Source organism: Sphingomonas sp. SL1004 (assembly GCF_057815015.1).
The window spans coordinates 3,576,525-3,601,200 of sequence record NZ_JBYMUX010000001.1 but is presented as its reverse complement, the minus strand read 5'-3'; the positions used below and the strand labels follow the sequence as shown (position 1 = coordinate 3,601,200).

The following is a 24,676-nucleotide window of genomic DNA, read 5'->3' as shown; positions in this document are numbered from 1 at the left end:
CGAAATGACGTCCCGATCGTGCAATCCTCCCCCGCCAGGGGGAGGTGGCGCCGAAGGCGACGGAGGGGGCGGTAAGCGATCACGTCGGGTTCGCGTCCTCCCCCTCCGACTGGCAAGCGCCAGCCACCTCCCCCTGGCGGGGGAGGATCAAAAAAGGGCACTAGGCACTCAAGGCAGCAGGAACGTGCCCTCGATCGTCGTAACGCACGATCCCCCAAGCACCACCCGGTCCCCCTCGAGCCGACACGACAGCTTCCCACCCCGCGCACTCGCCTGATACGCGGTAAAGCTGTCGCCCAGCATAGGCGCCCAATACGGCACCATCACCGCATGCGCCGAGCCCGTCACCGGATCCTCGTCGATCGCATAATACGGCGTGAACACCCGGCTGACGATGTCGGTCGCCTCCCCCCGCGCCGCGACGATCGCGACGATCGGGAACTTCGCCAGCGCCGCGAAGTCCGGCTTCAGGTCACGCACGATGCCCTCGTTCTCGACGATCACGAGCGCATACCCCTTCTCGTGCCACAACGTCTCGACCGGCGATGCAATGTTCAACGCCGCGACGATCTCCGGGATCGCCTTCGGACTCGGCCCCCAAGCCGGCAGCTCCAGCGTGTACCCGCTATCCGCCCGCGCAACCTCCAGCATCCCCGCCTGCCGAGTCCGGAACCGCACGCAGTCGAGCGCGGTATCCGACGACAGCACGAAATGCCCGCTCGCCAGCGTCGCGTGACCACACAGCGCAACCTCCGCCCCCGGCGTAAACCAGCGCAGGTCGAAATCGACGCCTTCGTCATCCGACGCGACGATGAACGCCGTCTCGCTCAGGTTGTTCTCCTGCGCGATGTTCAACAGCACGTCGTCGTCGAGCCACGAGGACAGCGGCATCACCGCCGCCTGGTTGCCGCCGAACGGCGTGTCGGAAAACGCATCGATCTGCGCGAACGGTATTCTCATGTCTGAAGCCCCTTAGACCCGCTTGCCGAACCCCGAGCGGGTTATACCCGCTTACCGAACCCCAAGCGGGTTATACCCGCTTGCCGAACCAGTGCGGCGTCACGTCCGCCTCGACCAGCGGATTGTCGGTATCGACGTGCCCCTCCGGATCGAGATGGATCAGCACCTCGACCTTCGGGAACGCGGTGCGCAAATTGCGCTCGACCGCCTCGACGATGTCGTGCGCGTTGGCCACCGTCAGGTCGCGAGCGACCTCCATGTGGAACTGCGCGAAGTCGTGGCTCCCCGAGCGCCGCGTGCGGAAATCGTGGATACCGCGGATGCCGGGCTGCCGCGCGGCGACATCGAGGAACTGCGACCGCAGATCCTCGGGCCATTCCTTGTCCATCAACTGGTCGATCGCGTTCGACGACGCCTGGAACGCACCCCAGGCGAGCCACAGCGCGATGACGATGCCGAAGATCGGATCCGCGCCGCTCCACCCGACATATTGATCGAGCACCAGCGCAACGATCACCGATCCGTTGAGCAGCACGTCGGACTGGTAATGCACGTTGTCCGCGAGGATCGCGACCGAGCCGGTCTGGCGTATGATCCGGCGCTGATAGGACAGCAGGAACACCGTCGCGACGATCGCGATCACCGACACGCCGATGCCGAAATCGGCGCCGGTGGTCGGCTGCGGATCACCGAACGCCAGGATCGCGCGCCAAGCGATGCCGACAGCGGAAGCGGTGATCAGCATGACCTGGAACAGCGCAGCCAGCGCCTCCGCCTTGCCGTGGCCAAAGCGGTGGTCGTGATCCGCCGGCGTCGCCGCGAGCCGCACGCCGTACAGCGTGACCAGCGACGCGAGCAGGTCGAGCGCGGTGTCGGCGAGCGACCCCAGCATTGCCACCGAGCCCGTCGACCACGCCGCAAAGCCCTTCAGCAGCAGCAGGAAACACGCCATCGCGACGCTGGCGAGCGCCGCGCGGGTTGCGAGGGGTATGACCCTGCGACGTTCGTCCTGCGTCATGGGAACAGCAGCCCTTCGCTCCAGCCGCCGTCCTGACGCGTAAACAGCCGGCGCTCGTGAAGACGATGCGCGCGGTCCTGCCAGAACTCGATCCGCGTCGGCGTCACGCGGTAGCCACCCCAATGCGGCGGCCTTGGCACGTCCTGCCCCTCGAACTTCGCGGTCATTTCGGCAAAGCGCTGCTCGAACGTCTCGCGACTGTCGAGCGGCCGGGACTGCTCCGACGCCCACGCGCCCAGCTGCGAATCACGACCGCGAGAGGCGAAATAGGCGTCCGACTCTTCGTCGGTCGCCCATGATACCGGCCCCTCGATGCGGATCTGCCGGCGCAGCGACTTCCAGTGGAACAGCAGCGCACCCTGCGGATTGGCCGCCAGTTCGCCCGCCTTGCGGCTCTCGCGGTTGGTATAGATCACGAAACCGTCCGGACCGTGGCCCTTCAACAGCACCATGCGCACCGAAGGCCGCCCCTCGGCATCCGCCGTCGCAAGCGCGACCGCATTCGGATCGTTCGGCTCGGACTGCTTGGCTTCGGCGTACCAGCTATCGAACAGCGTGAAAGGATCGTCTGACATGCGCGCGCCTTAGCGGGATTCGGCGCGGAACGAAACTTGGGAACGACTCTACCGTGCCGATGATTGACCCAGGTAATCGAATCGTTTCCGCAACGAAGGGACGCCAAGTGGCAGCACGCGCATATTGGCAGGGGCAGATCCGGCTGGCCCTCGTCTCGATCCCGGTCGAGATCTATTCCGCGACGAAATCCGGCGCGGCGGTGTCGTTCAAGCAGATCCACGAGCCGTCGGGCCAGCCGATCCATTACGACAAGGTGGTCACCGGCGTCGGCCCGGTCGATGCCGACGAGATCATGAAGGGATACGAGGTTTCGAAGGGCGAATACGTCCTGCTCGACCAGGACGAGATCGACGCGGTGAAGCTCGAGTCGAAGAAGACGCTGGAGCTGACGCAGTTCGTCGATGCGAGCGAGATCGACGTGCTCTATTACGAGAAGCCTTATTTCGTGGTGCCCGCGGATGACCTCGCGGAGGAAGCGTTCATCGTTCTGCGCGAGGCGTTGAAGCGGACGAAGAAAGTCGGCCTAGGCCAGCTCGCAATGCGCGGCCGCGAATATGTCGTCAGCCTGAAACCGTGCGGGCGCGGCATGGTGCTGGAGACGCTGCGCTATGCCGACGAGGTGCACAAGGCGCAGGGGTATTTCCGCGATATCCCTGATGACAAGCCGTCCGAGGAATTGCTGGAACTGGCCGAGGCGCTGATCGGGAAGCGGAGCGGCGATTTCCACCCGCAGGAGTTCCACGATCGCTACGTCGACGCGCTGAAGGATCTGATCGAACGCAAGCGCAAGTCGAACGGGAAGAAGATCATCGAGGACAAGGACACCGGCGGGAAGACGGGCTCGAACGTGGTCGACCTGATGGCGGCGTTGAAGAAGTCGATGGCGGCGAAGGAGCCGGCCAAGGCTGCGGAGAAGAAGACGCCGGCCAAGAAGGCGCCTGCGAAGGCCGCTGCGAACAAGCCCGTCGCGGCAAAAAAGCGTGCATAGCCTTATTCTCCTCCCCTCCCGTGAGCGGGAGGGGTCGGGGGTGGGCTCGCGCTCTCCTCGAACGGAGCGGTTGGCGATGGCGCGAGCCCACCCCCAGCCCCTCCCGCTTGCGGGAGGGGAGTAGATGGCTGTCGATCCCCTCGCGCTCTACAATTCCAAGCGGAACTTCACCAAGACCGCCGAACCCGCGGGCACGCTAGCCCCTGGCAACGGCAATTCGTTCATGGTCCAGAAGCACGACGCGACCCGCCTCCACTGGGATTTCCGCCTCGAAATCGACGGCGTCCTCAAAAGCTGGGCGGTCACCCGAGGCCCCAGCCTCGACCCCAACGAAAAGCGCCTCGCTGTCCGCACCGAGGACCACCCGCTCAGCTACGCCACCTTCGAAGGTACGATCCCCGCCGGCGAATATGGCGGCGGCACGGTAATGCTGTGGGACCGCGGCACCTGGTCGCCGATCAAGGGCAAGTCGGCGAAGGATCTCGACAAGGGCCACCTCCACTTCGTCCTCGATGGCGAGCGGATGAAAGGCGAATGGCTGCTCATCCGCCTGAAGCCCCGCGCAGAGGAGAAGCGCGAGAACTGGCTCCTCCGCAAGATCGACGACGCCGCGGCCGGCGGCACCGACACGCTGGTCGAGGAAGCCCTGACCAGCGTCTCGACCGGCCGCACGATGATCGAGATCGAAGAAGGCAAATCCTCCCCGGCACGGGGAGGGGGACCAGCGAAGCTGGTGGAGGGGGCGGGCCGCAAGAGTACCGCCAGCCGTAAAGGTGTCGCCAACGGCAAGCCCCCCTCCACCCCCGCGAAAGGTCGCGGCGGTCCCCCTCCCCGTGCCGGGGAGGAATTTCAGGACCTGCAACTCTGCACCCTCGTCGACGCCGTCCCCACCGGCTCCGCCTGGCTGCACGAGGTAAAATACGACGGCTACCGCGCACTGATCTCCGTCGCCAATGCCAAGGCCAAGGTCTTCACCCGCACTGGCCTCGACTGGACCGACAAGTTCGCCGCAATCGCCGAGGCCGCCGCCAAACTCCCGGTAAAATCCGCGCTGATCGACGGCGAGATCGTCGCGTTCAAGGACGGCCACCCTGACTTCTCGACGCTGAAGGACGCGATCTCCGCGGGCGGCGACATGACGCTGTTCGCGTTCGACCTGCTCGCCCTCGATGGCGAAGACCTGACCGGCCTCTCCAACCTCGACCGCAAGGCGCGCCTCCAACCTCTTATCCCCGAGGACGAGGACCGCCTCCGCTACTCCGACCACGTCATCGGCGCGGGCGAGCAATTGTTCGAGACGATGTGCCGCGAAGGCCTGGAGGGCATCGTCTCGAAACGCGCCGACGCGCCCTATGCGGGCAAGCGTACCAAGGCGTGGCTCAAGGTCAAATGCACGCACCGCCAGGAATTCGTGATCGTGGGCTGGCTCCCATCCGACAAGAAACGCGGGTTCAAGTCGCTGCTGCTCGGCGTCCGCGAGGGCAAAGGCTATCGGTACGCCGGCAAGGTCGGCACCGGGTTCGACCAGGCGCTGATGGACGAGATCCGCGACAAGCTCGACGCGCTCGATCGCAAGACGCCGACCGTCGAGGCCCCCAAAGCCGCCGTCCGCGGTGCGAAATGGGTCACGCCGAAACTCGTCGCGGAGGTCGCCTACGCCGAAGTCACGCCCGACGGCGTGCTGCGCCATTCGAGCTTCATCGGCCTGCGCGAGGACAAGGCGGCGAAGGACGTCGTCGCCGAGACGCCCGCCCCGCTGCCGGAGGTGGAAGAGACCGCCGCACCGGAGACCAACATAAAGGTCAGCAGCCGCGACCGCGTGATCTTCGACAAGTCCGACGTCACCAAGGGCGATCTGGCGGATTATTACGTCGCAGTCTCGGGCATCATGCTGCCGTTCGCCGCCAACCGGCCAGTCAGCCTAGTCCGCTGCCCGCAAGGCCGCTCGCGCGCGTGCTTCTTCCAGAAACACGACGCTGGCAGCTTCGGCGACGCGGTCCACCAAGTGCCGATCCGCGAGAAGGACGGCTCGACCGAAGATTATCTCTATGTCGACGACGCGGACGGGCTGGTCGCGTGCGTGCAAATGGGAACGATCGAGTTCCACGGCTGGGGCTCGTCGAATGCGACCTTGGAGAAGCCCGACCGCCTCGTGTTCGATCTCGATCCCGACGAGGGGCTCGACTTCGGTGATACGAAAAAGGCGGCCGAGCATCTGAAGAACCAGCTCGCCGAACTGGGGCTGGTCAGCTTCCCGATGCTGTCGGGCGGCAAGGGCGTGCACGTCGTCGTGCCGCTCACGCCTGACGCCGAATGGCCGGCGGTGAAGGACTTCGCAGACCGCTTCGCGCGAGCGATGGCGGGCGCCGAGCCCGAGCGCTTCGTCGCGACGATGGCGAAGGCCAAGCGCAAGGGCCGCATCTTCATCGACTGGCTCCGCAACCAGCGCGGCGCAACCGCGGTAATGCCGTATTCGGCGCGGGCGAGAGCGGGCGCGCCGGTAGCGGCACCGGTATCGTGGACCGAGTTGCGCGATATCGAGACGGCGGCGCGCTGGGGTGTAAGGGATGGGGCGGAGTTGATCGCGCGGGCTGGGTCGCGGGCGTTGGCGGGTTGGGGTGTGGCGGATCAGGTTCTACCGGATTTGTGAGCGGCCGCCCCTCCCAACGCACAACCACCCCGGCGAAGGCCGGGGCCCAATTGGAAAGTTAGTCGTAACGGCGCGATGCCCTTCATTATCGCCGTCCCCCAATTGGGCCCCGGCCTCCACCGGGGTGGTTGAGCGCGTGGGGAGTCTTTCACTTTTACCCAGCCCTACCCTACCCAGCTGCGCCCCCTCCCCACCCGTCATCCCAGCGAAAGCTGGGATATTCATGGGGCGAGCGTCGCGTCCGCCAAGCAGAATATCCCAGCTTTCGCTGGGATGACGGGTGGGGCTGGAGTGAGTGACGAGCGACGGGTGGGGATGGCTACGATCGTCCAACCGATACGGCGAAGCGCATCCGCCTCTGCAACAATTTATGTTGCACCGCCGCGTCGAAAGGTGAAACACCGCCGCCTGCATTCGGGGGCTTGAGGCATTGGACACGGCGACGCAAACCGCGCCCCTTTTCGACGCGATGATCCACGCCGAGCGCTGGATCGCCGACTATTGCGCGCGCAGCACCAGCGCGGACGTGCTCTGCGAAGACGCCGACCCCGCCTGGGCGGCGATGTTCGCCGAGCTCGCGACCGTCGCTTCGGACGACCTCGGCCACATCCGCGAACGCGTCCAGCGCCACGCGGTCGACATCGGCACCGGCTTCCGCATCGCCGACGAACCGGACGAGCGCCCCTGGCCCGTCTCGCCCGTACCCTTGCTGATCGAAGCCGGCGAATGGGCCGGCATAGCGCGCGGCGTGATCCAGCGTGCGACGCTGATGGAAACGGTGATCGCCGACCTCTACGGCGAGGGAAAGCTGGTCGCCGACGGCCACATCCCCGCCGCGCTCGTCACCGGCAGCCCGTTCTTCCTCCGCCCGATGGTCGGGCTCGACCCGCCCGGCGGCCGCCATCTCGATTTCATCGCGATCGATCTCGGCCGCGGGCCGACCGGCGAGTGGCGCGTGCTCGCCGATCACCTCCGCGCCCCCGCCGGCGCGGGATATGCGCTGGAGAACCGCATCGCCGTCAGCCGCACGCTCGGCGGGTTGCAGGATCGGCTCAACGTCCAGCGCCACGCGCCGTTCTTCGCCGCGTTCCGCGCCGGGATCGCGGCGATGTGCAAGCGGACCGACCCGCGGATCGGGCTGCTCACGCCCGGCCGGTTCAACCCGAGCTATCCCGAACAGGCACACCTCGCGCGCTATCTTGGACTGCTGCTGGTCGAGGGCGCCGATCTCGCCGCGCTCGAGGACAAGGTCTATGTCCGCACCATCGGTGGGCTCAAGCGTATCGATGCGCTGTGGCGGCGGCTCGACCCGCGGCTGCTCGATCCGCTGGCGTTCGACACGCATTCGCAGATCGGCGTGCCCGGGCTGATCGACGCGTACGCAGCCGGCAACGTCGTGCTGTCGAACGCGCCGGGCTCGGCCGTGCTGGAGGCGCCGGCGTTCTCGGCGTTCCTGCCGCAGCTGGCGAAATCGCTGCTTGGGGAAGACCTGCTGCTCCCCAACATCGCGACGTGGTGGTGTGGGCAGGACGGCGCGCGCGCGCAGGTCGACGCCAATTTCGATCGCCTGCTGATCGGGCCCGCTTTCCACGCGCGCCCACTCGGGATGACCGGCGGCCCGACCACCGGCGCAGACATCACCGGCGAGGCCCGGACGCGCCTGCTCGCCGACATGGCGAACAGGCCGCAGGATTATGTCGGGCAGGAACTGGTCCAACTCTCGACCATGCCGGTCGTCGTTGGCGACGCGCTGGTCCCCCGCCCCTTCACCCTGCGCGTGTTCGCGGCGCGTAACGGCGACGGCGAATGGACCGTCCTCCCCGGCGGATTCGCGCGGATTGGCGAGCATCCTGACGCGCGGGCGGCGGTGATGGGCGAAGGGATCTGGTCTGCGGACGTCTGCATCTACGGCGCGGAGCCGGTCGCGCCCGTGTCGCTGCTGACCGCACCCGATTCGCTCCACGTCCGCCGCAATCCGGGCACGTTGCCGAGCCGGGTGGCGGACAATTTCTACTGGCTCGGGCGCTATCTGGAGCGCGGCGAGGCGCTGCTTGGCGCGATCCGGGTGATGCTCGGCAATTCGATCGACGTCGACGGCGGCGCCGTGCTGTCGCCCACCACGGTCGGCAAGCTGGTCGGGCTGATCGTCGGCGCGGGCAGCGCGCCGCACCCGCCGTCGCTGCGCCGCGCCGACCTGACCGCGCTCGCCCGCACCGCGATGGAGGACGAGGCGTGGCAGTCGATCCTGACGCTAAACCGCAACGCCCGCGAAATCGGCGAAGGCTCCCGCGATCGGTTGTCGGCGGACATGGTGCGGTTGCTCGAGGCGCCCTTCCCGACGCATCGCGGGATGCTGGAGCGGGCGGGGTCGCTGCAACGGCGCTATGCGGCGATCGCGGGGCTGTCGGCGGAGCATATGGGGCGGACGGCGGCATGGCGCTTCCACGATCTCGGGCGGCGCGTGGAGCGGGCGATGGCGATGGCGCGTGCGATCCGGTTGTTCGGGATGCCGGGCGCGTCGCCGGACGACCTGTCGGTTCTGCTCGACCTCGCCGATAGCCAGATCAGTTATCGGCAGCGTTATCCGACCGGGATCGCACGCGTGCCGGTGATGGATCTGGTGGCGCTCGATCCGGGCAATCCGCGCAGTCTGGCGTTTTCGGCGGAGCGGATCGCGGCGCGGTTGGCGGAATTGCCGGTGCTCAGCGACGACGAGATGGCGGAGCCGCAACAGGCGCAGGCGACCGGGTTGCAGGCGATCATGATGACCGCGACGGCCGCGGAGTTGAATGCGGAGACGCTGGGAGATATCGAGCGGCGGCTTGGTGCGGTGTCGGATGCGCTGGCGCGACGGTATTTCCTGCAGGGGGCCGAGCCGTTGCGGACTAGCGGGCTGACCTTGGCGTGAGAGGCGTGACCGTGCAAATCCTCCCCGGTACGGGGAGGGGGACCATGCAGCGCATGGTGGAGGGGGCTCTCCACCAGCGCACCGTTCGTGGCGCCCCCCCTCCACCACCAGCAAGCTGGCGGTCCCCCTCCCCGTACCGGGGAGGATTTTCATGATCTACGATATCCGCCACGTCACCACGTTCGATTACGGCGCGAGCGTCAAGTTTGCGCGCTGCAATCTGCGGTTGAAGCCGATCGACTGGCCGGGGCAGCACCTCGATAGCTATGCGCTGTCGGTGCATCCGGCTGGGCGGACCAGTGCCGCGCGCGCGGAGGCAGGGCTCGCCAACGTCACGCGGCTGGTGGTCGACAGTCCGGTGCGGCATCTGACGATCGAAAGCCGGTCGCGGATGACGGTCGACCGACTCGTGCCCGTGCCCGACGCCAGCGATCCGACGCTGGGCGAGATCGCGGCGATGGCGCGCGCGAGCACCGATCTCTCCGCGGCGAGCCCGGCGAACTATATCTACCCCTCCCCGCTGATCCCGCTCGACCAGACGATCGCGGACTATTGCGCGGTCGATCTCGATCCGTGGCGAGGCGCGCTGGAGGCGGGGATCGCGCTCGCCCGTCGGATCCAGGAAGAGTTCGAGTTCGATGCCGACGCGACGCTGGTCGATACGCCGCCGCACGAGGCGTTCCTCCAGCGCAAGGGCGTGTGCCAAGATTTCGCGCAGATCATGATCACCGGCCTGCGCGCCGCGGGCCTCCCCGCAGCCTATGCGTCAGGCTATATCCGGACGATCCCGCCCCAAGGTCAGCCCCGCCTCGTCGGGGCGGATGCGACGCATGCGTGGGTATTGCTGTGGTGCGGCCCGGCGCGCGGCTGGATCGGAGTCGATCCGACCAACGGAATCTGGATGGCGAGCGATCATATCGTGATGGCGGTCGGCCGGGATTATGCCGAGATCGCGCCGGTCGATGGGGTCGTTCTCGGGTCGGGTGCGCAGAATATGGATGTCAGCGTCGACGTGGCGCCGTTGGACGATGCCGTCGCGATCTGAGCGCCCGGGCTCAAGCCATACGCACACGCGCAATTGCGTTGCGCGGGCGCTCCCCCCACATAGACGCGCAAGTAAGAATGGGGACGTAAGTGGCCGATCCGTACAAGACTCTGGGTGTAGCGCGCGACGCGACCGAAGCCGACATCAAGAAGGCGTACCGCAAGCTCGCGAAAGAGCTTCATCCCGATCGCAACAAGGACAACCCGAAGGCGTCGGAGCGGTTCAGCACGGTCACCAACGCGTACGACCTGCTGAACGACAAGGACAAGCGCGCGCGGTTCGATCGCGGCGAGATCGACGGCGACGGCAACCCTGCGTCACCGTTTGGCTTCGGCGGCGGTGGCGGCGGGCGCCCCCAGCCCGGCGGCGGCTTCCGCAGCGAGGGCTATGAGAGTGGCGCCGGCGGGGCCGACATGAGCGATATCTTCGAGGGCCTGTTCGGCGGCGCGCAGCGTGGCGGCGGCGGCGGGTTCTCCGGCGGTTTCGGGCGCAGGCCGCAGCCAAAGGGCGAGAATGTCGCGTATCGCCTGCAGGTCCCGTTCGTCGAAGCCGCGACGCTGGAGCCGCAGCGCGTGACGCTGTCCGACGGCAAGACGCTCGACCTCAAGCTGCCCGCCGGCGTCGAGAGCGGCACGCAGATGAAGCTGGCCGGCAAGGGTGAGCAGGGTCCGGGCGGCGCGGGCGATGCGATCCTGACGATCGAGGTGCAGCCGCACAAATTCTTCATCCGTGACGGCGACGACGTTCGACTGGAACTGCCGATCACGCTCGCAGAGGCGGTGCTGGGCGGCTCGATCAAGGCGCCGACGGTCGACAAGCCGGTGATGCTGACGATCCCCAAGGGCACGACGTCGGGCAAGACGCTGCGGCTCAAGGGCAAGGGTTTCCACAAGAAAGGCGGTACGCGGGGCGACCAGTTGGTCACGCTGATGATCGACATTCCCGCCAGCGATGCGGCGCTGACCGCGTTCGTCGAAAGCTGGGATGGACGCGAGGCGGGGAACCCTCGGGGGGCCATGGGCGTCTGAACGCCTTGTGAATGATAATACCCTAACGCCCGAAGCGCGCGCGCACGATCATGGTGCGACGCGCGCCCGTCTCACTCGTGGCATGGCGAAGGTCAGGCCAGGCAGTTACGCGTTCGAGGTTTTCAAACGCGCAGCCGTCGGCGTGTTCAACGATGGCTTCATCCACGCGGGGAATCTCGCCTATCTCGCGTTGATGACGGTGTTCCCGTTTTTCATCGTCGCCGCCGCGATCCTGTCGATCTTCGGGCAGAGCGTCGAGACGGTGCGCGCGGTCGAGTCGTTCCTGAACGTCCTGCCGCCCAACGTCGGCGACCTGTTGCGCAAGCCGATCGCCGACGTGCTCGCCGCGCGGACCGGATCGCTGCTGTGGCTCGGCGCGCTCGTCGGACTGTGGACGGTCGGCAGCTTCGTCGAGACAATCCGCGATATCTTCCACCGCGCGTACGGGATCAAGGCGACCGCGCCGTTCTGGAAATCGCGGCTCGGGTCGTCCGCAGTGATCATCCTGTCGGTGGTGATCGCGCTGCTGTCGTTCCTGGTTCAGGGTATTCTGACCGCGGCCGAGCAGTTTATCTATCGCCTCGTGCCGTTCGCGCAGGACGCCGCTGGGTGGGTCGGGTTGTCGCGTCTTATCCCCGGCCTGCTTATGTTCGGCGCGTTGTATTTGCTGTTCTATTCGGTGACGCCGTCGCGCTATCGCTATTCGAAGTGTCGCAAATGGCCCGGCGCGTTGTTTACGACCGCGTGGTGGGTCAGCGCGACCGCGTTGCTGCCGGTGATCCTGTCGCGGCTCGGCGGGTACGACCTGACCTATGGCAGTTTGGCGGGCGTTGTCATCATGCTGTTGTTTTTCTACGTCATCGGGCTCGGGCTGGTATTCGGTGCCCATCTCAACGCGGCACTGGCGGAACCACCCGAAACAACGCTAGAGCAACCCGCTACGGATATGCAGGCAGAGGCGGGGACGGCGTGAACGGTTTGATGGCGGGCAAGCGTGGGTTGATCATGGGTCTGGCGAACGACAAGTCGCTGGCCTGGGGGATCGCCAAGAAGCTGTCCGAGGCAGGCGCGGAGCTCGCGTTCAGCTATCAGGGCGAGACGATGGAGAAGCGCGTCCGCCCGCTCGCCGAGCAGCTGGGCGTGGCGCGGCTGTTCGACTGCGACGTGTCGGACATGGGCGCGCTCGATGCGACCTTCGACAAGCTGGCGGAAGAATGGCCGACGATCGACTTCGTCGTCCATGCGATCGGCTTTTCGGACAAGAACGAGCTGCGTGGGCGGTTCGTCGATACCAGCCTCGACAATTTCCTGATGACGATGAACGTCTCGGTCTATTCGTTCGTCGCGGTGGCGCAGCGCGCGGCCAAGATGATGACCGAGGGCGGCGCGATGCTGACGCTCAGCTATTACGGCGCGGAGAAGGTCATTCCGCATTACAACGTGATGGGCGTGGCCAAGGCGGCGCTGGAGACGAGCGTGCAGTATCTGGCGGTCGACCTCGGTCGCGACAACATCCGCGTGAATGCAATCTCGGCGGGTCCGATCAAGACGCTGGCGGCGAGCGGGATCGGCGATTTCCGCCTGATCCTGAAGTGGAACGAGCTGAACTCGCCGCTGAAGCGCAACGTGACGATCGATGACGTCGGCGGCGCGGGGCTGTATTTGCTGAGCGACCTCGCTTCGGGCGTGACGGGCGAGACGCACCACGTGGACGCGGGCTACAACGTGATCGGCATGAAGGCCGAAGACGCCCCCGATATCGCCTTGGCTTGATGCCGATCGTCCTCCGGCTACATGGCCTGCGGTTCATGATCTTCCTCGACGATCACGCACCCGCGCATGTTCACGTATTCGGAGACGGCGAAGCGAAGATTGAGATCGGAGGCGACGGGCGGTCGCCGCGCATGATATATGCGGAAGGACTGAGCGGAGCGATGCAGCGGCGCGCGTTAACCGCCGTCGCTCGGAACCAGACAACGCTACTGATGAAATGGGTCGAAATCCATGACCGAGCTGACTGACGAAGACATTCTGGCGGCGAACGAACGCGGTCGCATCGCAATGGCGACCAACCCGCGCGCCAAGAGCGCACGCTACGATAGCGACCAGGATCGTATCGTGGTCGATCTAGTCAATGGATCGACGTTCGCGTTTCCACCATCGCTGTTGCAGGGCTTTGATCGTGCGACCGCCGACCAGATCGCGGAAGTCGAAGTCCTAGGCGTCGGATTTGGTTTGCATTGGGAGTCGCTCGACGCCGACTTTACCGTCGCCGGACTGATGGCCGGTCGTTTCGGCACAGCGCGCTATATGGCGGAGCGGTTCGGCGCCGCCTGGGACGCGGTCGCAGCGGAATGAGCTTCAATACGTTTGGACGGCTGTTCCGCTTCACCACCTGGGGCGAGTCCCATGGGCCTGCGCTCGGCGCAGTCGTCGACGGTTGCCCACCTGGAATTCCGCTGACGGAGGCGGACATCCAGCCTTGGCTCGACAAGCGCCGCCCCGGCACCTCGCGTTTCACCACGCAGCGGCGCGAGCCAGATACGGTACGCATCCTCTCAGGCGTATTCGAAGGCCGCACCACCGGAACGCCGATCAGCCTGATGATCGAGAATGTCGACCAGCGCTCGAAGGATTATTCGGACGTCGCCAAGGCCTATCGCCCCGGCCATGCGGACTATGCCTATGACGCGAAATACGGGTTCCGCGATTTCCGTGGCGGCGGTCGTTCGTCGGCGCGCGAGACGGCGGCGCGCGTTGCCGCCGGTGCGGTCGCCCGGCGCGTCGTGCCGCAGGTCCGCGTCCGTGCCTGGGTCGAGGCGATCGGTGGCGATGCGATCGACCCCGCGAACTTCGACGATGCGCAGATCGACCAGAATCCGTTCTTCTGCCCCGATGCCGACGCCGCGCTTCGCTGGGAAATCCTCGTCGACGCGGCGCGGAAGTCGGGCTCGTCGCTCGGCGCCATAATCGCATGCGAGGCGACCGGCGTGCCCGCCGGCTGGGGCGCGCCACTCTACGCCAAGCTCGATTCCGAACTCGCCTCCGCCTGCATGAGCATCAACGCGGTCAAGGGCATTGAGATCGGCGACGGGTTCGCCGCCGCCGCGTTGTCGGGCGAGGCCAACGCCGACCCGATGCGCCCGGGCGTCGACGGTCCCGAATTCCTCGCCAACCATGCCGGAGGCATCGCTGGGGGCATCGCAACCGGCCAGCCGATCCGCCTCCGCGTTGCGTTCAAGCCGACGAGTTCGATCCTCACCCCGGTCGAGACGATCAGCCCGACCGGCGAGGCTGCGACGATCGCCACCAAGGGGCGTCATGACCCGTGCGTCGGCATTCGCGGGGTCCCCGTCGTCGAGGCGATGGTGGCGCTCGTGCTGGCCGACCAGGCGTTGCTGCATCGGGGCCAGTGCGGCTGAGGACGGAACCTATGCTGCGGTGAAGCGCTTGCTCTTCAATAACTTAGGAGAGAGAACAATGCGTATTCTGACTTCGATCGCAGCCGCAGCCCTGATTATCCCGGGCATGGCGATGGCCCAGACTGGCACGAGCGGCTCGATGGGCGGCACCACCGGTGGCACGATGAGCGGCGGCACCATGGGCGGGTCGACTATGGGCGGCACGAGCGGCAGCACGACGGGTACGATGGATCAGGCCACCCCCTCGACGACCACCGGCTCGACCGCAACGACGCGGACGCAGCGTGGCACCAAGGCACGTAGCCGTACGCGCGGCACGACGTCGGGCACGATGAGCGGCACCACGGGCACCGGTACGACTGGCAGCACGATGTCGGGCACCACTGGCAGCACGATGGGTGCCGACACGATGGGTGGCACGACCGGTACGACCGGGACCGGCACCATGGGTGGCACGACCACCGGTGGTACGATGGGATCGACCACGGGCGGAACGACCGGCACGACCACACCGCGTTGATCCAACCCTACTCGAATACATAAAAAGCCGGGCGAGCGATCGCCCGGCTTTTTCGTATCAGTCCGAGAACGGATCGCGGACGAGGATCGTGTCGGCACGCTGCGGGCTGGTCGAGACCAACGTCACCGGGCAGCGGATCAGTTCTTCGATGCGGCGGATATACTTGATCGCCTGCGCCGGCAGGTCGGCCCAGCTGCGCGCACCGGCGGTGGTCTCCTGCCAGCCTTCCATCGTCTCGTAGATCGGCTCGACCAGCGCTTGGTCCGCCGCATGCGCCGGGAAATAATCGAGCGTCTCGCCGCGCAAGCTGTAGCCGATGCAGATTGACACGGTCTCGAACCCGTCGAGCACATCGATCTTGGTCAGCGCGATCCCGGTGATGCCACCGACAGCCGCCGCCTGCCGCACGAGCACCGCGTCGAACCAGCCGCAGCGCCGCTTGCGCCCGGTGACCGTGCCAAACTCATGCCCGCGGACGCCCAGGCGCTCGCCCGTCTCATTTTCGAGCTCGGTCGGGAACGGCCCCGAGCCAACACGGGTCGTGTACGCCTTGGCGATGCCGAGTACGAAGCCGACCGCCGATGGCCCGAGGCCAGACCCGCCGGCTGCGGCCCCTGCGATGGTGTTGGACGAGGTGACGAACGGATAGGTGCCGTGGTCGACGTCGAGCAGCACGCCCTGCGCGCCCTCGAACAGGATGCGCTTGCCCGCCGAACGCGCGGCGTTGAGATCGCGCCAGACGGGCTTGGCGAACGGTAGCACGAAGCCAGCGATCTCGCGCAGTTCCGCGATCAGGCGTGCGCGATCGATCGGCGGCTCGCCGAAGCCGGCACGCAGCGCGTCGTGGTGCGCAGTGAGGCGATCGAGCTGCGGGCCGAGATCGTCGAGATGCGCAAGATCGCAGACGCGGATTGCACGGCGGCCGACCTTGTCCTCATACGCAGGCCCGATCCCACGACGCGTGGTGCCAATCTTGCCGGCGCCGCTCGCATCTTCACGCAGGCCATCGAGATCGCGGTGGAACGGCAGGATCAGCGCGCAGGTATCGGCGATCCGCAGTGTCTCCGGCGTCGCGACGACGCCCTGCGCGCCCAACCGTGCGATCTCGTCCTTCAGCGCCCACGGATCGAGCACCACGCCGTTGCCGATGAACGACGGCGTGCCGCGCACGATGCCCGACGGCAGCAGCGACAACTTATAGACGTTCTCGCCGACGACCAGCGTGTGGCCGGCATTGTGACCGCCCTGGAACCGGACGACCATGTCGGCACGCTCGGCGAGCCAGTCGACGATCTTGCCCTTGCCTTCGTCGCCCCATTGCGCGCCGATGACTGCTACGTTGGCCAAACTCTATCTCCTGAGGATTACGCGCAGCGCCTACAGCGCGCGGGGCTCGCCTGCCACCCAAAGATGTGTGCAGACTTGTGCTTCGGGGGTGTCGCCGGCGTCTAAAGCGGCGACGGTGACCCAGCCTTGCGCGCGCATTGCCGCGCCTTCGCTGGCGGGGGTACCGTAGGGCAGGAACAGGCGGCGGCGGTCGACGGTGGCAGTACGCTCCACCAACGCATCGGTGAACAGCGAGAAGCCGGTGGCGGCTTCCTCGGCGCCGTTCTCGTGGACGACGGTGTAGGTGCCGCCGCGGCCCACTTCACGCGCGCTGCCATCGGCGAAGAGCGAGAAGCCGAGCCACGTCTGGTATTCGAAGCCGTGCCGCTCGGTGGGATCGAGCGTCAGCGCGACGCGGCCGTCCAGCGCTTCGGCGATGCGGGCGAGACCGTCGAGGCGCGAGGCCAGCGCGCCGGTGGTGTCGAAAGCGCGAAGACGGTCCATGGCTTGCGCGAACGGGCCGGCGGCTTCGATCAGGGGGAGATAGGCAGGGGCGAGTGCGGCGACCGCGCCTGCGTCCTTCGCGTCGAGGCGGTCGCGCAGGGTGGCGACTAGGTCGTCCGCGACGGGGAGCGGTCCGGCAGCCAACGTCGGTACCAGATCGGGCAGCGTGAAGTCGATCGACGCACCGGCGACGTCCGCCGCTGCGATCATGTCGACCGCAACCGCGACGAGTTCCTGCGCGGCGGCGACCGAGTCGAGCCCGATAAGCTCGCAGCCGATCTGCCTAGTCTCGCGCGCCGGCGCGAGCTGCGACGCGCGGAGTTTCAGCACCGAACCAGCGTAACTCAGCCGCACCGGCCGCGGGTGATGCCCCATGCGGGTGGCGGCGATCCGCGCGACCTGCGCGGTGATGTCGGGTCGGATCGCGAGCGTCCGCTGCGACACCGGATCGACGAAGCGCACCGCATCGTGGAGGCCGCCGGCCTTCAGCCGCATCTCCAAACCGTCGGCGAATTCGGCCAACGGCGGATCCACGCGTTCGTAGCCGTGGAGACGTGCGGCTTCGAGTACGCGCGCCTCGAGTGCCGCCGCCGAATCGGCGAACGGGGGGAGGCGATCTCGGAAACCTTCGGGGAGGAGTGCGGTCATCGTGTCAGGTCCACGCGTGTAGCAAGTGCATCGCCGAGCACCTGCAAAACGCCTTCGAGGTTGGTCATCACATCGGTATTGGCAAAACGGATCACCCGATATCCCTGCTCTTCCAGCCACGCCGTCCTGCGGGCGTCGCGTGCTTGGTCGGTGTGCGTATCGCCGTCAAGCTCGACGACCAGCATGTGCGAACGCGCGACGAAGTCCGCGATGAACGGGCCGATCACGACCTGGCGGGTGAACTTGACGCCCTGGAAGCGCTTGGCGCGAACCTGATGCCACAACCGCATTTCAGGTCCGGTCTGTCCGGACCGCATGACCTTAGCGCGGCCCAGCATGACGTCGTCGGTCTTAGGCACGACTCCCTCTCCCCTTTGGGGAGAGGGCCGGGGAGAGGGGCCGCCCCAAACGCCATCTCTCGGTACTACCCCTCTCCCCTACCCTCTCCCCAAGGAGAGAGGGAGTCTTGTCAGAAGTTGAGGCCCATCGCGGTCTTCACGCCGGGGAGCGCGCGGACCTTGGTGAGGAGCTCCGGCGTCACCGCTTCGTCGACCGAGAGGAGCAGCACCGCCTCGCCGCCTGCCGAACGCCGCCCAAGATGGAACGTCCCGATGTTCACCCCGGCCTCGCCCAGCGCAGTCCCGAGACGACCGATGAAGCCCGGCGCATCCTCGTTGACGACATACAGCATCGGCCCGGCAAGATCGGCCTCGATCTTGATCCCCAACAGCTCGACCAGGCGCGGCGCGGAATCGCCGAACAGCGTGCCAGCAACAGAACGCTCACCATCCTCGGTCTTCACCGCGACGCGCAGCAGCGTGTGATAATCCGCCTCGCGCTCGGTACGCACTTCGCGAACTTCGAGACCACGCTCGCGCGCCAGCACCGGCGCGTTGACCATGTTGACGGTCGCGGTCTGCGTCTGGAGATAGCCGGCGAGCACCGCGCTTACGATCGGCTTCGCGTTCAGCTCTGCCGCCGCACCCTCGGTATGCACGGAGATCCGCGACACCGCGCCGGTGGTCAGCTGCCCAACCAGCGAGCCAAGCTTCTCCGCCAGCGCCATGTACGGCTTCAATTTCGGTGCTTCCTCCGCCGACAGCGACGGCATGTTGAGCGCATTCGTGACGCCGCCCGACATCAGGTAATCGGCCATCTGCTCGGCGACCTGGATCGCGACGTTGACCTGCGCCTCGGTGGTCGACGCGCCGAGATGCGGCGTGCTGACGAAGTTCGGCGTGTTGAACAACGGCGATGCCTTGGCGGGTTCTTCCACGAACACGTCGAGCGCGGCGCCGCCGACCTGCCCCGAATCGAGCGCGGCCTTCAGCGCGACCTCGTCGATCAGGCCGCCGCGTGCGCAGTTGATGATCCGCACGCCCTTCTTGGTCTTGGCCAGCGCCTCGGCCGAGAGGATGTTGCGCGTCTGGTCGGTCAGCGGCGTGTGCAGCGTGATGAAGTCGGCGCGGGCGAGCAGTTCGTCGAGCGTGACCTTCTCGACACCGATCTCGATTGCGCGCTCGGGCGTCAGGAACGGATCGAACGCGACGACCTTCATCTTGAGGCCACGTGCACGGTCGGCGACGATCGAGCCGATATTGCCCGCCCCGATCAGCCCGAGCGTCTTCGACGTCAGCTCGACGCCCATGAAGCGGTTCTTCTCCCACTTGCCGGCCTGCGTGGAAGCGTCGGCCTCGGGCAACTGGCGAGCGAGCGCGAACATCAGCGCGATCGCGTGCTCGGCGGTGGTGATCGAGTTGCCGAACGGGGTGTTCATCACGACCACGCCCTTTGCCGACGCGGCGGGGATGTCGACGTTGTCGACACCGATGCCCGCGCGGCCGACGACCTTGAGGTTGGTGGCGTGCTCGAGAATTTCCTTGGTAACCTTGGTCGAGCTACGAATCGCGAGGCCGTCATACTCGCCGATGATCGCCATCAGCTCGGCGGGTGTCTTGCCGGTGATCTCGTCGACCTCCACCCCGCGCTCGCGGAAGATTTGGGCGGCGCGGGGATCCATTTTGTCGGAAATGAGGACTTTAGGCATGGGATTGCTCCTGGAATTCGAGGAATTGGAGGGCCGCGCTCGCTCTCTTCCCCTCCCTCACACCTTTAATCCGTCATCCCGGCGGACGCCGGGACCCATGGCCACGGAGCGCCGCTTACGAAGCGGTCACTATCCGTGGGTCCCGGCGTCCGCCGGGATGACGGGAAGGGGGTGGTTGTTTGAAGGGGGGCGGGAGAAAGAGAGGCAGTGAGTTAGTTAGGCAGCGCGGGCGGTCGCGTAGGCCCAGTCGAGCCACGGCCCGAGCGCCTCGATATCGGCGGTGTCGACGGTCGCGCCGCACCAAATCCGCAAGCCCGGAGGCGCATCGCGGTAACCCGCCACGTCATACGCCGCGCCAGCCTTTTCGAGCGCCGAGGCCATCGCCTTGATCAACGCCTCGTCCGCACCCTCGACCGTCAGGCACACGCTGGTCTTCGACCGCGTTGCCGGATCGACCGCCAGATGGCCGAGCCAATCGCGCTCGGCCACGATCTTGTCGAGCGCCGCCGCATTCGCGTCCGAGCGCTTGATCAGACCGTCCTCGCCCAGCGACTTCGCCCATTCGAGGCTGAAGATCGCGTCCTCGACGGCCAGCATCGACGGCGTGTTGATCGTCTCACCCTTGAACACGCCCTCGGTGAGCTTGCCCTTCGAGACGAGGCGGAACACCTTCGGCAACGGCCATGCCGGCGTGTACGTCTCAAGCCGCTCGACCGCGCGAGGCCCGAGGATCAGCACGCCGTGCGCGCCCTCCCCGCCGAGCACCTTCTGCCAAGAGAAGGTGGCCACATCGATCTTCGCCCAGTCGATATCGTACGCAAACACGCCGCTGGTCGCATCGGCGAACGAGAGACCCTCGCGGTCGTCCGGGATCCAGTCCGCGTTCGGCACGCGCACGCCGCTGGTGGTGCCGTTCCAGGTGAACAGCACGTCGTTCGACCAGTCGACCGCGCCCAGATTGGGCAGCTGGCCGTAATCGGCGCGCACGATAGTGGGGTCGATCTTGAGCTGCTTCACGGCATCCGTGACCCAGCCCTCGCCGAAGCTTTCCCAGGCGAGCGCGGTGACGGGCTTGGCGCCCAGCATCGTCCACATCGCCATCTCGTACGCGCCGGTGTCGGAGCCGGGGACGATGCCGATGCGGTGAGTCTCGGGAAGCTTCAGCAGTTCGCGCATCAGGTCGATGCTGTACTGAAGGCGGGTCTTGCCGATCTTCGAGCGATGCGACCGACCGAGCGATGCGGTGGCGAGCTTGTCCGCGGACCAACCCGGAGGTTTCGCGCAGGGACCGGAGCTGAAAAAGGGACGTGCCGGCTTCGTCGTCGGCTGGTCGAGCGCGCCCAATGCGGGTGCGGTAATGGTATCCGTCAAAATAGTCTCTCCTCACAGAGAGCACGCGCGGCGTTGGGACCGCGTGGCCCGTCGCCGGCCCTAACGGCATGCGCCGGGGTGTCAACCTTCCAAGCCTCCGACCGCCGTCGATAACCACCAGGCGATCACCAAGCCCTTGTTTGCGAACACTTCGTACCGCATCAGCCTCGGCGTGAGGGTTTCATGACAGATAGACGGCGGCACGGGCCAGGCCCGACGGGGTGGATGACGGTCGTTGCGATGGCCCTGACGCTTGCCGCTTGCGGCCGCGCCGATCGGCCGAGTTCGCCGCAACAGACCCGGCCCAATCTCTCGGTGCCGAGCAACCGCGAGACCGCGCAGTGTCTCGCCGACCTGCGCCAGTTGCACGTGTCGTTTCAGGTTCTGCCCGACCGTGAGACCGGCCCCGGCTGTGGGCTCAACGGCACGATCAAGCTCGTCGACATCGGCGTGCCGGTCGCCAACCTGACCGCGGTCCGCTGCGGCGCGGCGCGCGCGTTCATCGGCTGGACGCGCAACGCGGTCGCGCCCGCCGCGTACCAGATGCTCGGCAGCGAACTCGCGCGGATCGACAGCATGGGGAGCTATGCCTGCCGCAACGTCGTCGGCTCCGCACGCAATGCAAGCAGGCGCTCCGGGCACGCGATCGCCAACGCGATCGACGTCGGCGGGTTCGTGCTGAAGGACGGGCGGCGGATCACCGTGCTGAACGACTGGAACTCGCCCGACCCGCAGGTCCGGCAGTTCCTCCAGACGATCCGCGCTTCGGCCTGCAAGCGGTTCGGCACAGTGCTCAGCCCCGACTACAACGCCGCGCACCACAACCATCTCCATCTTGAAGACGATCGCGCCGATTTCTGCCGCTAGCCCTGCCCTCCCGTTTCCTCTAATCCCGCCTGAATGACAGATACACGAGTTCCCTCGCGCGTTTTCGCGAACGCAAGCCAGGATGCCGAATCCGCCCGCGACTCCGTTTCCACACCGCAGACGCAGCACCCGCATTACAAGCTCGCCTTTCAGGACATGGATTTCCTGTTGCGCGAAGACCTGCGGCCGGTGCGCTTCCAGCTCGAATTGCTGAAGACCGAACTCGTCCTCGAAGAGGCGAAAATCGGCTCGACGTTCGTGTTCTACGGATCGGCGCGCATCCCCGAGCCGTCCAAGGCTCAAGCGTTGCTGGAATTGGCGAGCGACGAGAAGTCGAAGAAGATCGCCGAGCGGCTGGTCGAGAAGTCGAAATACTATGATGTCGCGCGTGAATTGGCCGCCAAGGTCAGCGTTTTGCCGCGCGACGAGCGTGGCTGGCGCCAGTTCGTAGTCTGTTCGGGCGGCGGTCCGTCGATCATGGAAGCGGCGAATCGCGGCGCGGACGATGTCGGCGCCGAGTCGATCGGGCTGAACATCGTCCTGCCGCACGAGCAGGCACCGAACCCCTACGTCACGCCGTCGCTGTCGGTCCAGTTCCACTATTTCGCGCTGCGCAAGATGCACTTCCTGCTCCATGCCCGCGCGCTCGCCGCGTTTCCGGGCGGGTTCGGGACGTTCGACGAGCTGTTCGAACTGCTGACGCTGATCCAGACGGGGAAGATCCAGCCGATTCCGGTGCTGCTGTTCGGACGTCAGTTCTGGGAGCGGGTCGTGAATTTCGAGGCGCTAGTCGAGGAAGGCGTCGTCAGCGAGAAGGATCTGGGGATCTTCCGTTATGTCGAGACGGCGGACGAGGCCTGGGACGCGGTGCAGGCGTTCTATCGTGAACGGGCGGAGAAAGAAGCCGCCGAGGGCTGAGCTTTCCTCGGGGGGAGAAGTGCCCCTTCTGCTCCCTCTCCCCCTTCCGGGGAGAGGGCTGGGGTGAGGGGCTGTTCCAGGCGCTGCACTGCTTGGCAGCCCCTCACCCCGACCCTCTCCCCGGAAGGGGGAGAGGGAGAAGCGGCTACTTCTCCGAGCGGGCGCCCTTGCGGGCTGCTTCCGGATCCACCGACGGCGCACCCGACGCGGGCGTTCCGGTGTTCGCGATGTCCGCAGTTGGCGCGCCCTTCGTAGCCGCAGCCTCCGCCGCATTCGCCGCCGCCGGCTGATCCTTAGCCGCAGCATCCTTACCAGCCGCCGGAGCAGCGCCAGTTGCAGGCGCCGCCGGCAACGGCACGTTCGAACCCTGCTGATTGAGATACAGGATCACGTTCGCGCGGTCCTGCGCGTTGCCGAGGCCAGCGAATGTCATCTTGGTCCCCGGTGCGAACTTCCGCGGCGACGTCAGCCACGCATTCATCTTGTCGAAGTCCCATTTGCCACCGATACCGGCCAGCGCCGACGAGAAGGCGAACCCGTTCTTGCCCTTGGCGATCTCTTCGCCGACCGTGCCGTACAAATTCGGGCCGACACCGTTCGCGCCGCCCTGGTTGATGGTGTGGCAGGCGGCACATTTCTTGAACACTTCGGCGCCCTTGGCGGCGTCGGCGGTCGGCAGCAGCGAGGCGATCGGCACTTCGGCCACGGCACCCTCGCCGCCCTCGGCGACGACGCCCTCGATCGCGTAACCCATCTTTTCAGGGCGCTCACCGTGAAACATCATGCCGCCGACGATCGACAATCCAAGCGCCGCGCCGCAGCCTGCGAGCACCCAGCCGGCGATCGTATTGGTCCGATTGTCCATCTTGCGCATCCGCCCTGTTCTGTTTGGGATAGCCATAGGAAAGCCCGGCGCGCACCGCAAGCCGCGCTTGAACATGGGGCCTGGGCTCTTTACGCGCCCGGCGAATGGAAAACTTCGCCGTACCCGCCCGCCCGATCGTCGCGCGGATGACCGCTGCCGCCGCCGCCGACCCCGCGCGCGCGGTCGCGTTCCAGGGCGCACCCGGCGCCAACAGCCATGTCGCGGCGACCGAAGCGTTTCCCGACGGCCTGCCCCTCCCCTGTTTCGACTTTTCCGATGCGATCGATGCGGTGAAGGACGGCCGCGCCGACTGCGCGATCATCCCGATCGAGAACTCGCTGCATGGCCGCGTTGCCGACATTCATTTCCTGCTGCCCGAATCGGGGCTGGTCATCACCGGCGAGCATTTCCTGCCGATCCGCCATGCGCTTATGGGGGCAGGACCCCGCGACGGCATTCGCCAGGCGATGAGCCATCCGCAGGCGCTCGGACAATGCCGCCATTGGCTGAAGGCGCACGGAATCGAGCCGGTCAGCTATCCGGATACCGCGGGAGCGGCAGCAAAGGTTGCCGAACTCGCCGATCCTGCGATCGCTGCGCTGGCGCCGCCTGCTGCGGCCGGGCTGTACGGGTTGGAGCTGCTCGCGACCGACATCGCCGATGCGGATCACAACATGACGCGGTTCGTGGTGCTGGCACGTGGCGGCAAGCCGCCCGCGGCGCAGGAAATGGTCGGCGGCGAATGGATGACGACGCTGATCTTCGAGGTGAAGAACGTCCCCGCCGCCCTCTACAAGGCGGTCGGCGGATTCGCGACCAACGGCGTCAACATCACCAAGCTGGAGAGCTATCAGCGTAACGGCAGCTTCTCCGCGACCGAATTCTATGCGGATGTAGTCGGCAAGCCGGGCGACGCGAACCTCGATCATGCGCTGGAGGAATTGGGGTTCCATTCGAAGTGGCTGCGCGTGCTGGGCACGTATCCGCAGGCCCGGTCGCGGGGGTAGGCGGTAAA

Annotated in this window: 23 protein-coding genes; 14 read left to right on the top strand and 9 right to left on the bottom strand. The window is 66.5% G+C overall.

The genetic code is table 11. The features are described from left to right. Positions 1–168: 168 nt before the first annotated feature. The 3 genes from AC3D24_RS16530 to pdxH all read right to left on the bottom strand — a co-directional run bounded on the left by AC3D24_RS16530 (position 169) and on the right by pdxH (position 2,553). Complete coding sequence (locus AC3D24_RS16530) at positions 169–960, bottom strand: PhzF family phenazine biosynthesis protein (RefSeq protein ID WP_489032237.1); 792 nt, start codon at positions 958–960, stop codon at positions 169–171. Positions 961–1,030: 70 nt separating this feature from the next. Further along, positions 1,031–1,978 (bottom strand): cation diffusion facilitator family transporter, encoded by a 948-nt coding sequence (locus AC3D24_RS16525; RefSeq protein WP_489032236.1) that lies wholly within the window; start codon positions 1,976–1,978, stop codon positions 1,031–1,033. Beyond that, positions 1,975–2,553: a pyridoxamine 5'-phosphate oxidase gene (gene pdxH / locus AC3D24_RS16520; protein WP_489032235.1), complete on the bottom strand. Its 579-nt coding sequence runs from the start codon at positions 2,551–2,553 to the stop codon at positions 1,975–1,977. The genes AC3D24_RS16525 and pdxH overlap by 4 nt, the downstream gene beginning before the upstream one ends. Before the next feature lie 107 nt (positions 2,554–2,660). Between pdxH and ku the strand changes: the two genes are divergently transcribed. From ku to AC3D24_RS16465, 11 genes are all read left to right on the top strand, one after another. Continuing rightward, complete coding sequence (gene ku, locus AC3D24_RS16515) at positions 2,661–3,542, top strand: non-homologous end joining protein Ku (RefSeq protein ID WP_489032234.1); 882 nt, start codon at positions 2,661–2,663, stop codon at positions 3,540–3,542. Between the two features lie 124 nt (positions 3,543–3,666). Beyond that, positions 3,667–6,192, top strand: coding sequence for a DNA ligase D (ligD, locus tag AC3D24_RS16510; protein ID WP_489032233.1), 2,526 nt, complete (start codon positions 3,667–3,669; stop codon positions 6,190–6,192). Positions 6,193–6,661: 469 nt separating this feature from the next. Continuing rightward, positions 6,662–9,100 carry a circularly permuted type 2 ATP-grasp protein gene (locus AC3D24_RS16505; protein ID WP_489033190.1) on the top strand — a complete coding sequence of 813 codons (2,439 nt, stop codon included), beginning with the start codon at positions 6,662–6,664 and terminating at the stop codon, positions 9,098–9,100. 151 nt (positions 9,101–9,251) lie between these two features. Next, on the top strand, positions 9,252–10,145 hold the full coding sequence (locus tag AC3D24_RS16500; RefSeq protein ID WP_489032232.1) for a transglutaminase family protein: 894 nt from the start codon (positions 9,252–9,254) through the stop codon (positions 10,143–10,145). An 89-nt stretch (positions 10,146–10,234) separates the two neighbouring features. Next, entirely contained in the window at positions 10,235–11,173 is a 939-nt protein-coding gene (locus AC3D24_RS16495; protein WP_489032231.1) for a DnaJ C-terminal domain-containing protein, read from the top strand. An 82-nt stretch (positions 11,174–11,255) separates the two neighbouring features. After that, the gene (locus AC3D24_RS16490; protein WP_489033188.1) at positions 11,256–12,146 is read left to right on the top strand and encodes a YihY/virulence factor BrkB family protein; all 891 of its coding nucleotides are present in this window, start codon (positions 11,256–11,258) and stop codon (positions 12,144–12,146) included. Further along, positions 12,143–12,946 (top strand): enoyl-ACP reductase FabI, encoded by an 804-nt coding sequence (gene fabI / locus AC3D24_RS16485; RefSeq protein WP_489032230.1) that lies wholly within the window; start codon positions 12,143–12,145, stop codon positions 12,944–12,946. The genes AC3D24_RS16490 and fabI overlap by 4 nt, the downstream gene beginning before the upstream one ends. Before the next feature lie 35 nt (positions 12,947–12,981). Continuing rightward, the gene (locus AC3D24_RS16480; RefSeq protein WP_489032229.1) at positions 12,982–13,194 is read left to right on the top strand and encodes a DUF4160 domain-containing protein; all 213 of its coding nucleotides are present in this window, start codon (positions 12,982–12,984) and stop codon (positions 13,192–13,194) included. Then, complete coding sequence (locus tag AC3D24_RS16475) at positions 13,178–13,531, top strand: DUF2442 domain-containing protein (RefSeq protein ID WP_489032228.1); 354 nt, start codon at positions 13,178–13,180, stop codon at positions 13,529–13,531. Before AC3D24_RS16480 ends, AC3D24_RS16475 begins: the two co-directional genes overlap by 17 nt. Continuing rightward, the gene (gene aroC / locus AC3D24_RS16470; protein WP_489032227.1) at positions 13,528–14,595 is read left to right on the top strand and encodes a chorismate synthase; all 1,068 of its coding nucleotides are present in this window, start codon (positions 13,528–13,530) and stop codon (positions 14,593–14,595) included. The genes AC3D24_RS16475 and aroC overlap by 4 nt, the downstream gene beginning before the upstream one ends. A 58-nt stretch (positions 14,596–14,653) precedes the next feature. Further along, complete coding sequence (locus AC3D24_RS16465) at positions 14,654–15,115, top strand: hypothetical protein (RefSeq protein ID WP_489032226.1); 462 nt, start codon at positions 14,654–14,656, stop codon at positions 15,113–15,115. 57 nt (positions 15,116–15,172) lie between these two features. Here the strand turns inward: AC3D24_RS16465 and AC3D24_RS16460 are convergent, their stop codons facing one another. The 5 genes from AC3D24_RS16460 to AC3D24_RS16440 all read right to left on the bottom strand — a co-directional run bounded on the left by AC3D24_RS16460 (position 15,173) and on the right by AC3D24_RS16440 (position 21,011). Continuing rightward, on the bottom strand, positions 15,173–16,462 hold the full coding sequence (locus AC3D24_RS16460; protein WP_489032225.1) for an adenylosuccinate synthase: 1,290 nt from the start codon (positions 16,460–16,462) through the stop codon (positions 15,173–15,175). 30 nt (positions 16,463–16,492) lie between these two features. Further along, positions 16,493–17,593: an ATP phosphoribosyltransferase regulatory subunit gene (locus tag AC3D24_RS16455; protein ID WP_489032224.1), complete on the bottom strand. Its 1,101-nt coding sequence runs from the start codon at positions 17,591–17,593 to the stop codon at positions 16,493–16,495. Continuing rightward, positions 17,590–17,910, bottom strand: coding sequence for an endonuclease domain-containing protein (locus AC3D24_RS16450; protein WP_489033186.1), 321 nt, complete (start codon positions 17,908–17,910; stop codon positions 17,590–17,592). Before AC3D24_RS16450 ends, AC3D24_RS16455 begins: the two co-directional genes overlap by 4 nt. A gap of 152 nt (positions 17,911–18,062) precedes the next feature. Next, complete coding sequence (serA, locus tag AC3D24_RS16445; RefSeq protein WP_489032223.1) at positions 18,063–19,640, bottom strand: phosphoglycerate dehydrogenase; 1,578 nt, start codon at positions 19,638–19,640, stop codon at positions 18,063–18,065. A 216-nt stretch (positions 19,641–19,856) separates the two neighbouring features. Next, positions 19,857–21,011: a phosphoserine transaminase gene (locus AC3D24_RS16440; protein WP_489032222.1), complete on the bottom strand. Its 1,155-nt coding sequence runs from the start codon at positions 21,009–21,011 to the stop codon at positions 19,857–19,859. 183 nt (positions 21,012–21,194) lie between these two features. Here AC3D24_RS16440 and AC3D24_RS16435 point away from each other — a divergent pair, with 183 nt between their 5' ends. Continuing rightward, complete coding sequence (locus AC3D24_RS16435; RefSeq protein ID WP_489032221.1) at positions 21,195–21,878, top strand: extensin family protein; 684 nt, start codon at positions 21,195–21,197, stop codon at positions 21,876–21,878. A gap of 33 nt (positions 21,879–21,911) precedes the next feature. Further along, on the top strand, positions 21,912–22,796 hold the full coding sequence (locus AC3D24_RS16430; RefSeq protein WP_489032220.1) for an LOG family protein: 885 nt from the start codon (positions 21,912–21,914) through the stop codon (positions 22,794–22,796). 145 nt (positions 22,797–22,941) lie between these two features. Here the strand turns inward: AC3D24_RS16430 and AC3D24_RS16425 are convergent, their stop codons facing one another. Beyond that, positions 22,942–23,661 carry a c-type cytochrome gene (locus AC3D24_RS16425; RefSeq protein ID WP_489032219.1) on the bottom strand — a complete coding sequence of 240 codons (720 nt, stop codon included), beginning with the start codon at positions 23,659–23,661 and terminating at the stop codon, positions 22,942–22,944. 104 nt (positions 23,662–23,765) lie between these two features. Here AC3D24_RS16425 and AC3D24_RS16420 point away from each other — a divergent pair, with 104 nt between their 5' ends. Next, positions 23,766–24,668 (top strand): prephenate dehydratase, encoded by a 903-nt coding sequence (locus AC3D24_RS16420; RefSeq protein WP_489032218.1) that lies wholly within the window; start codon positions 23,766–23,768, stop codon positions 24,666–24,668. The last annotated feature ends 8 nt before the right edge of the window (positions 24,669–24,676 follow it).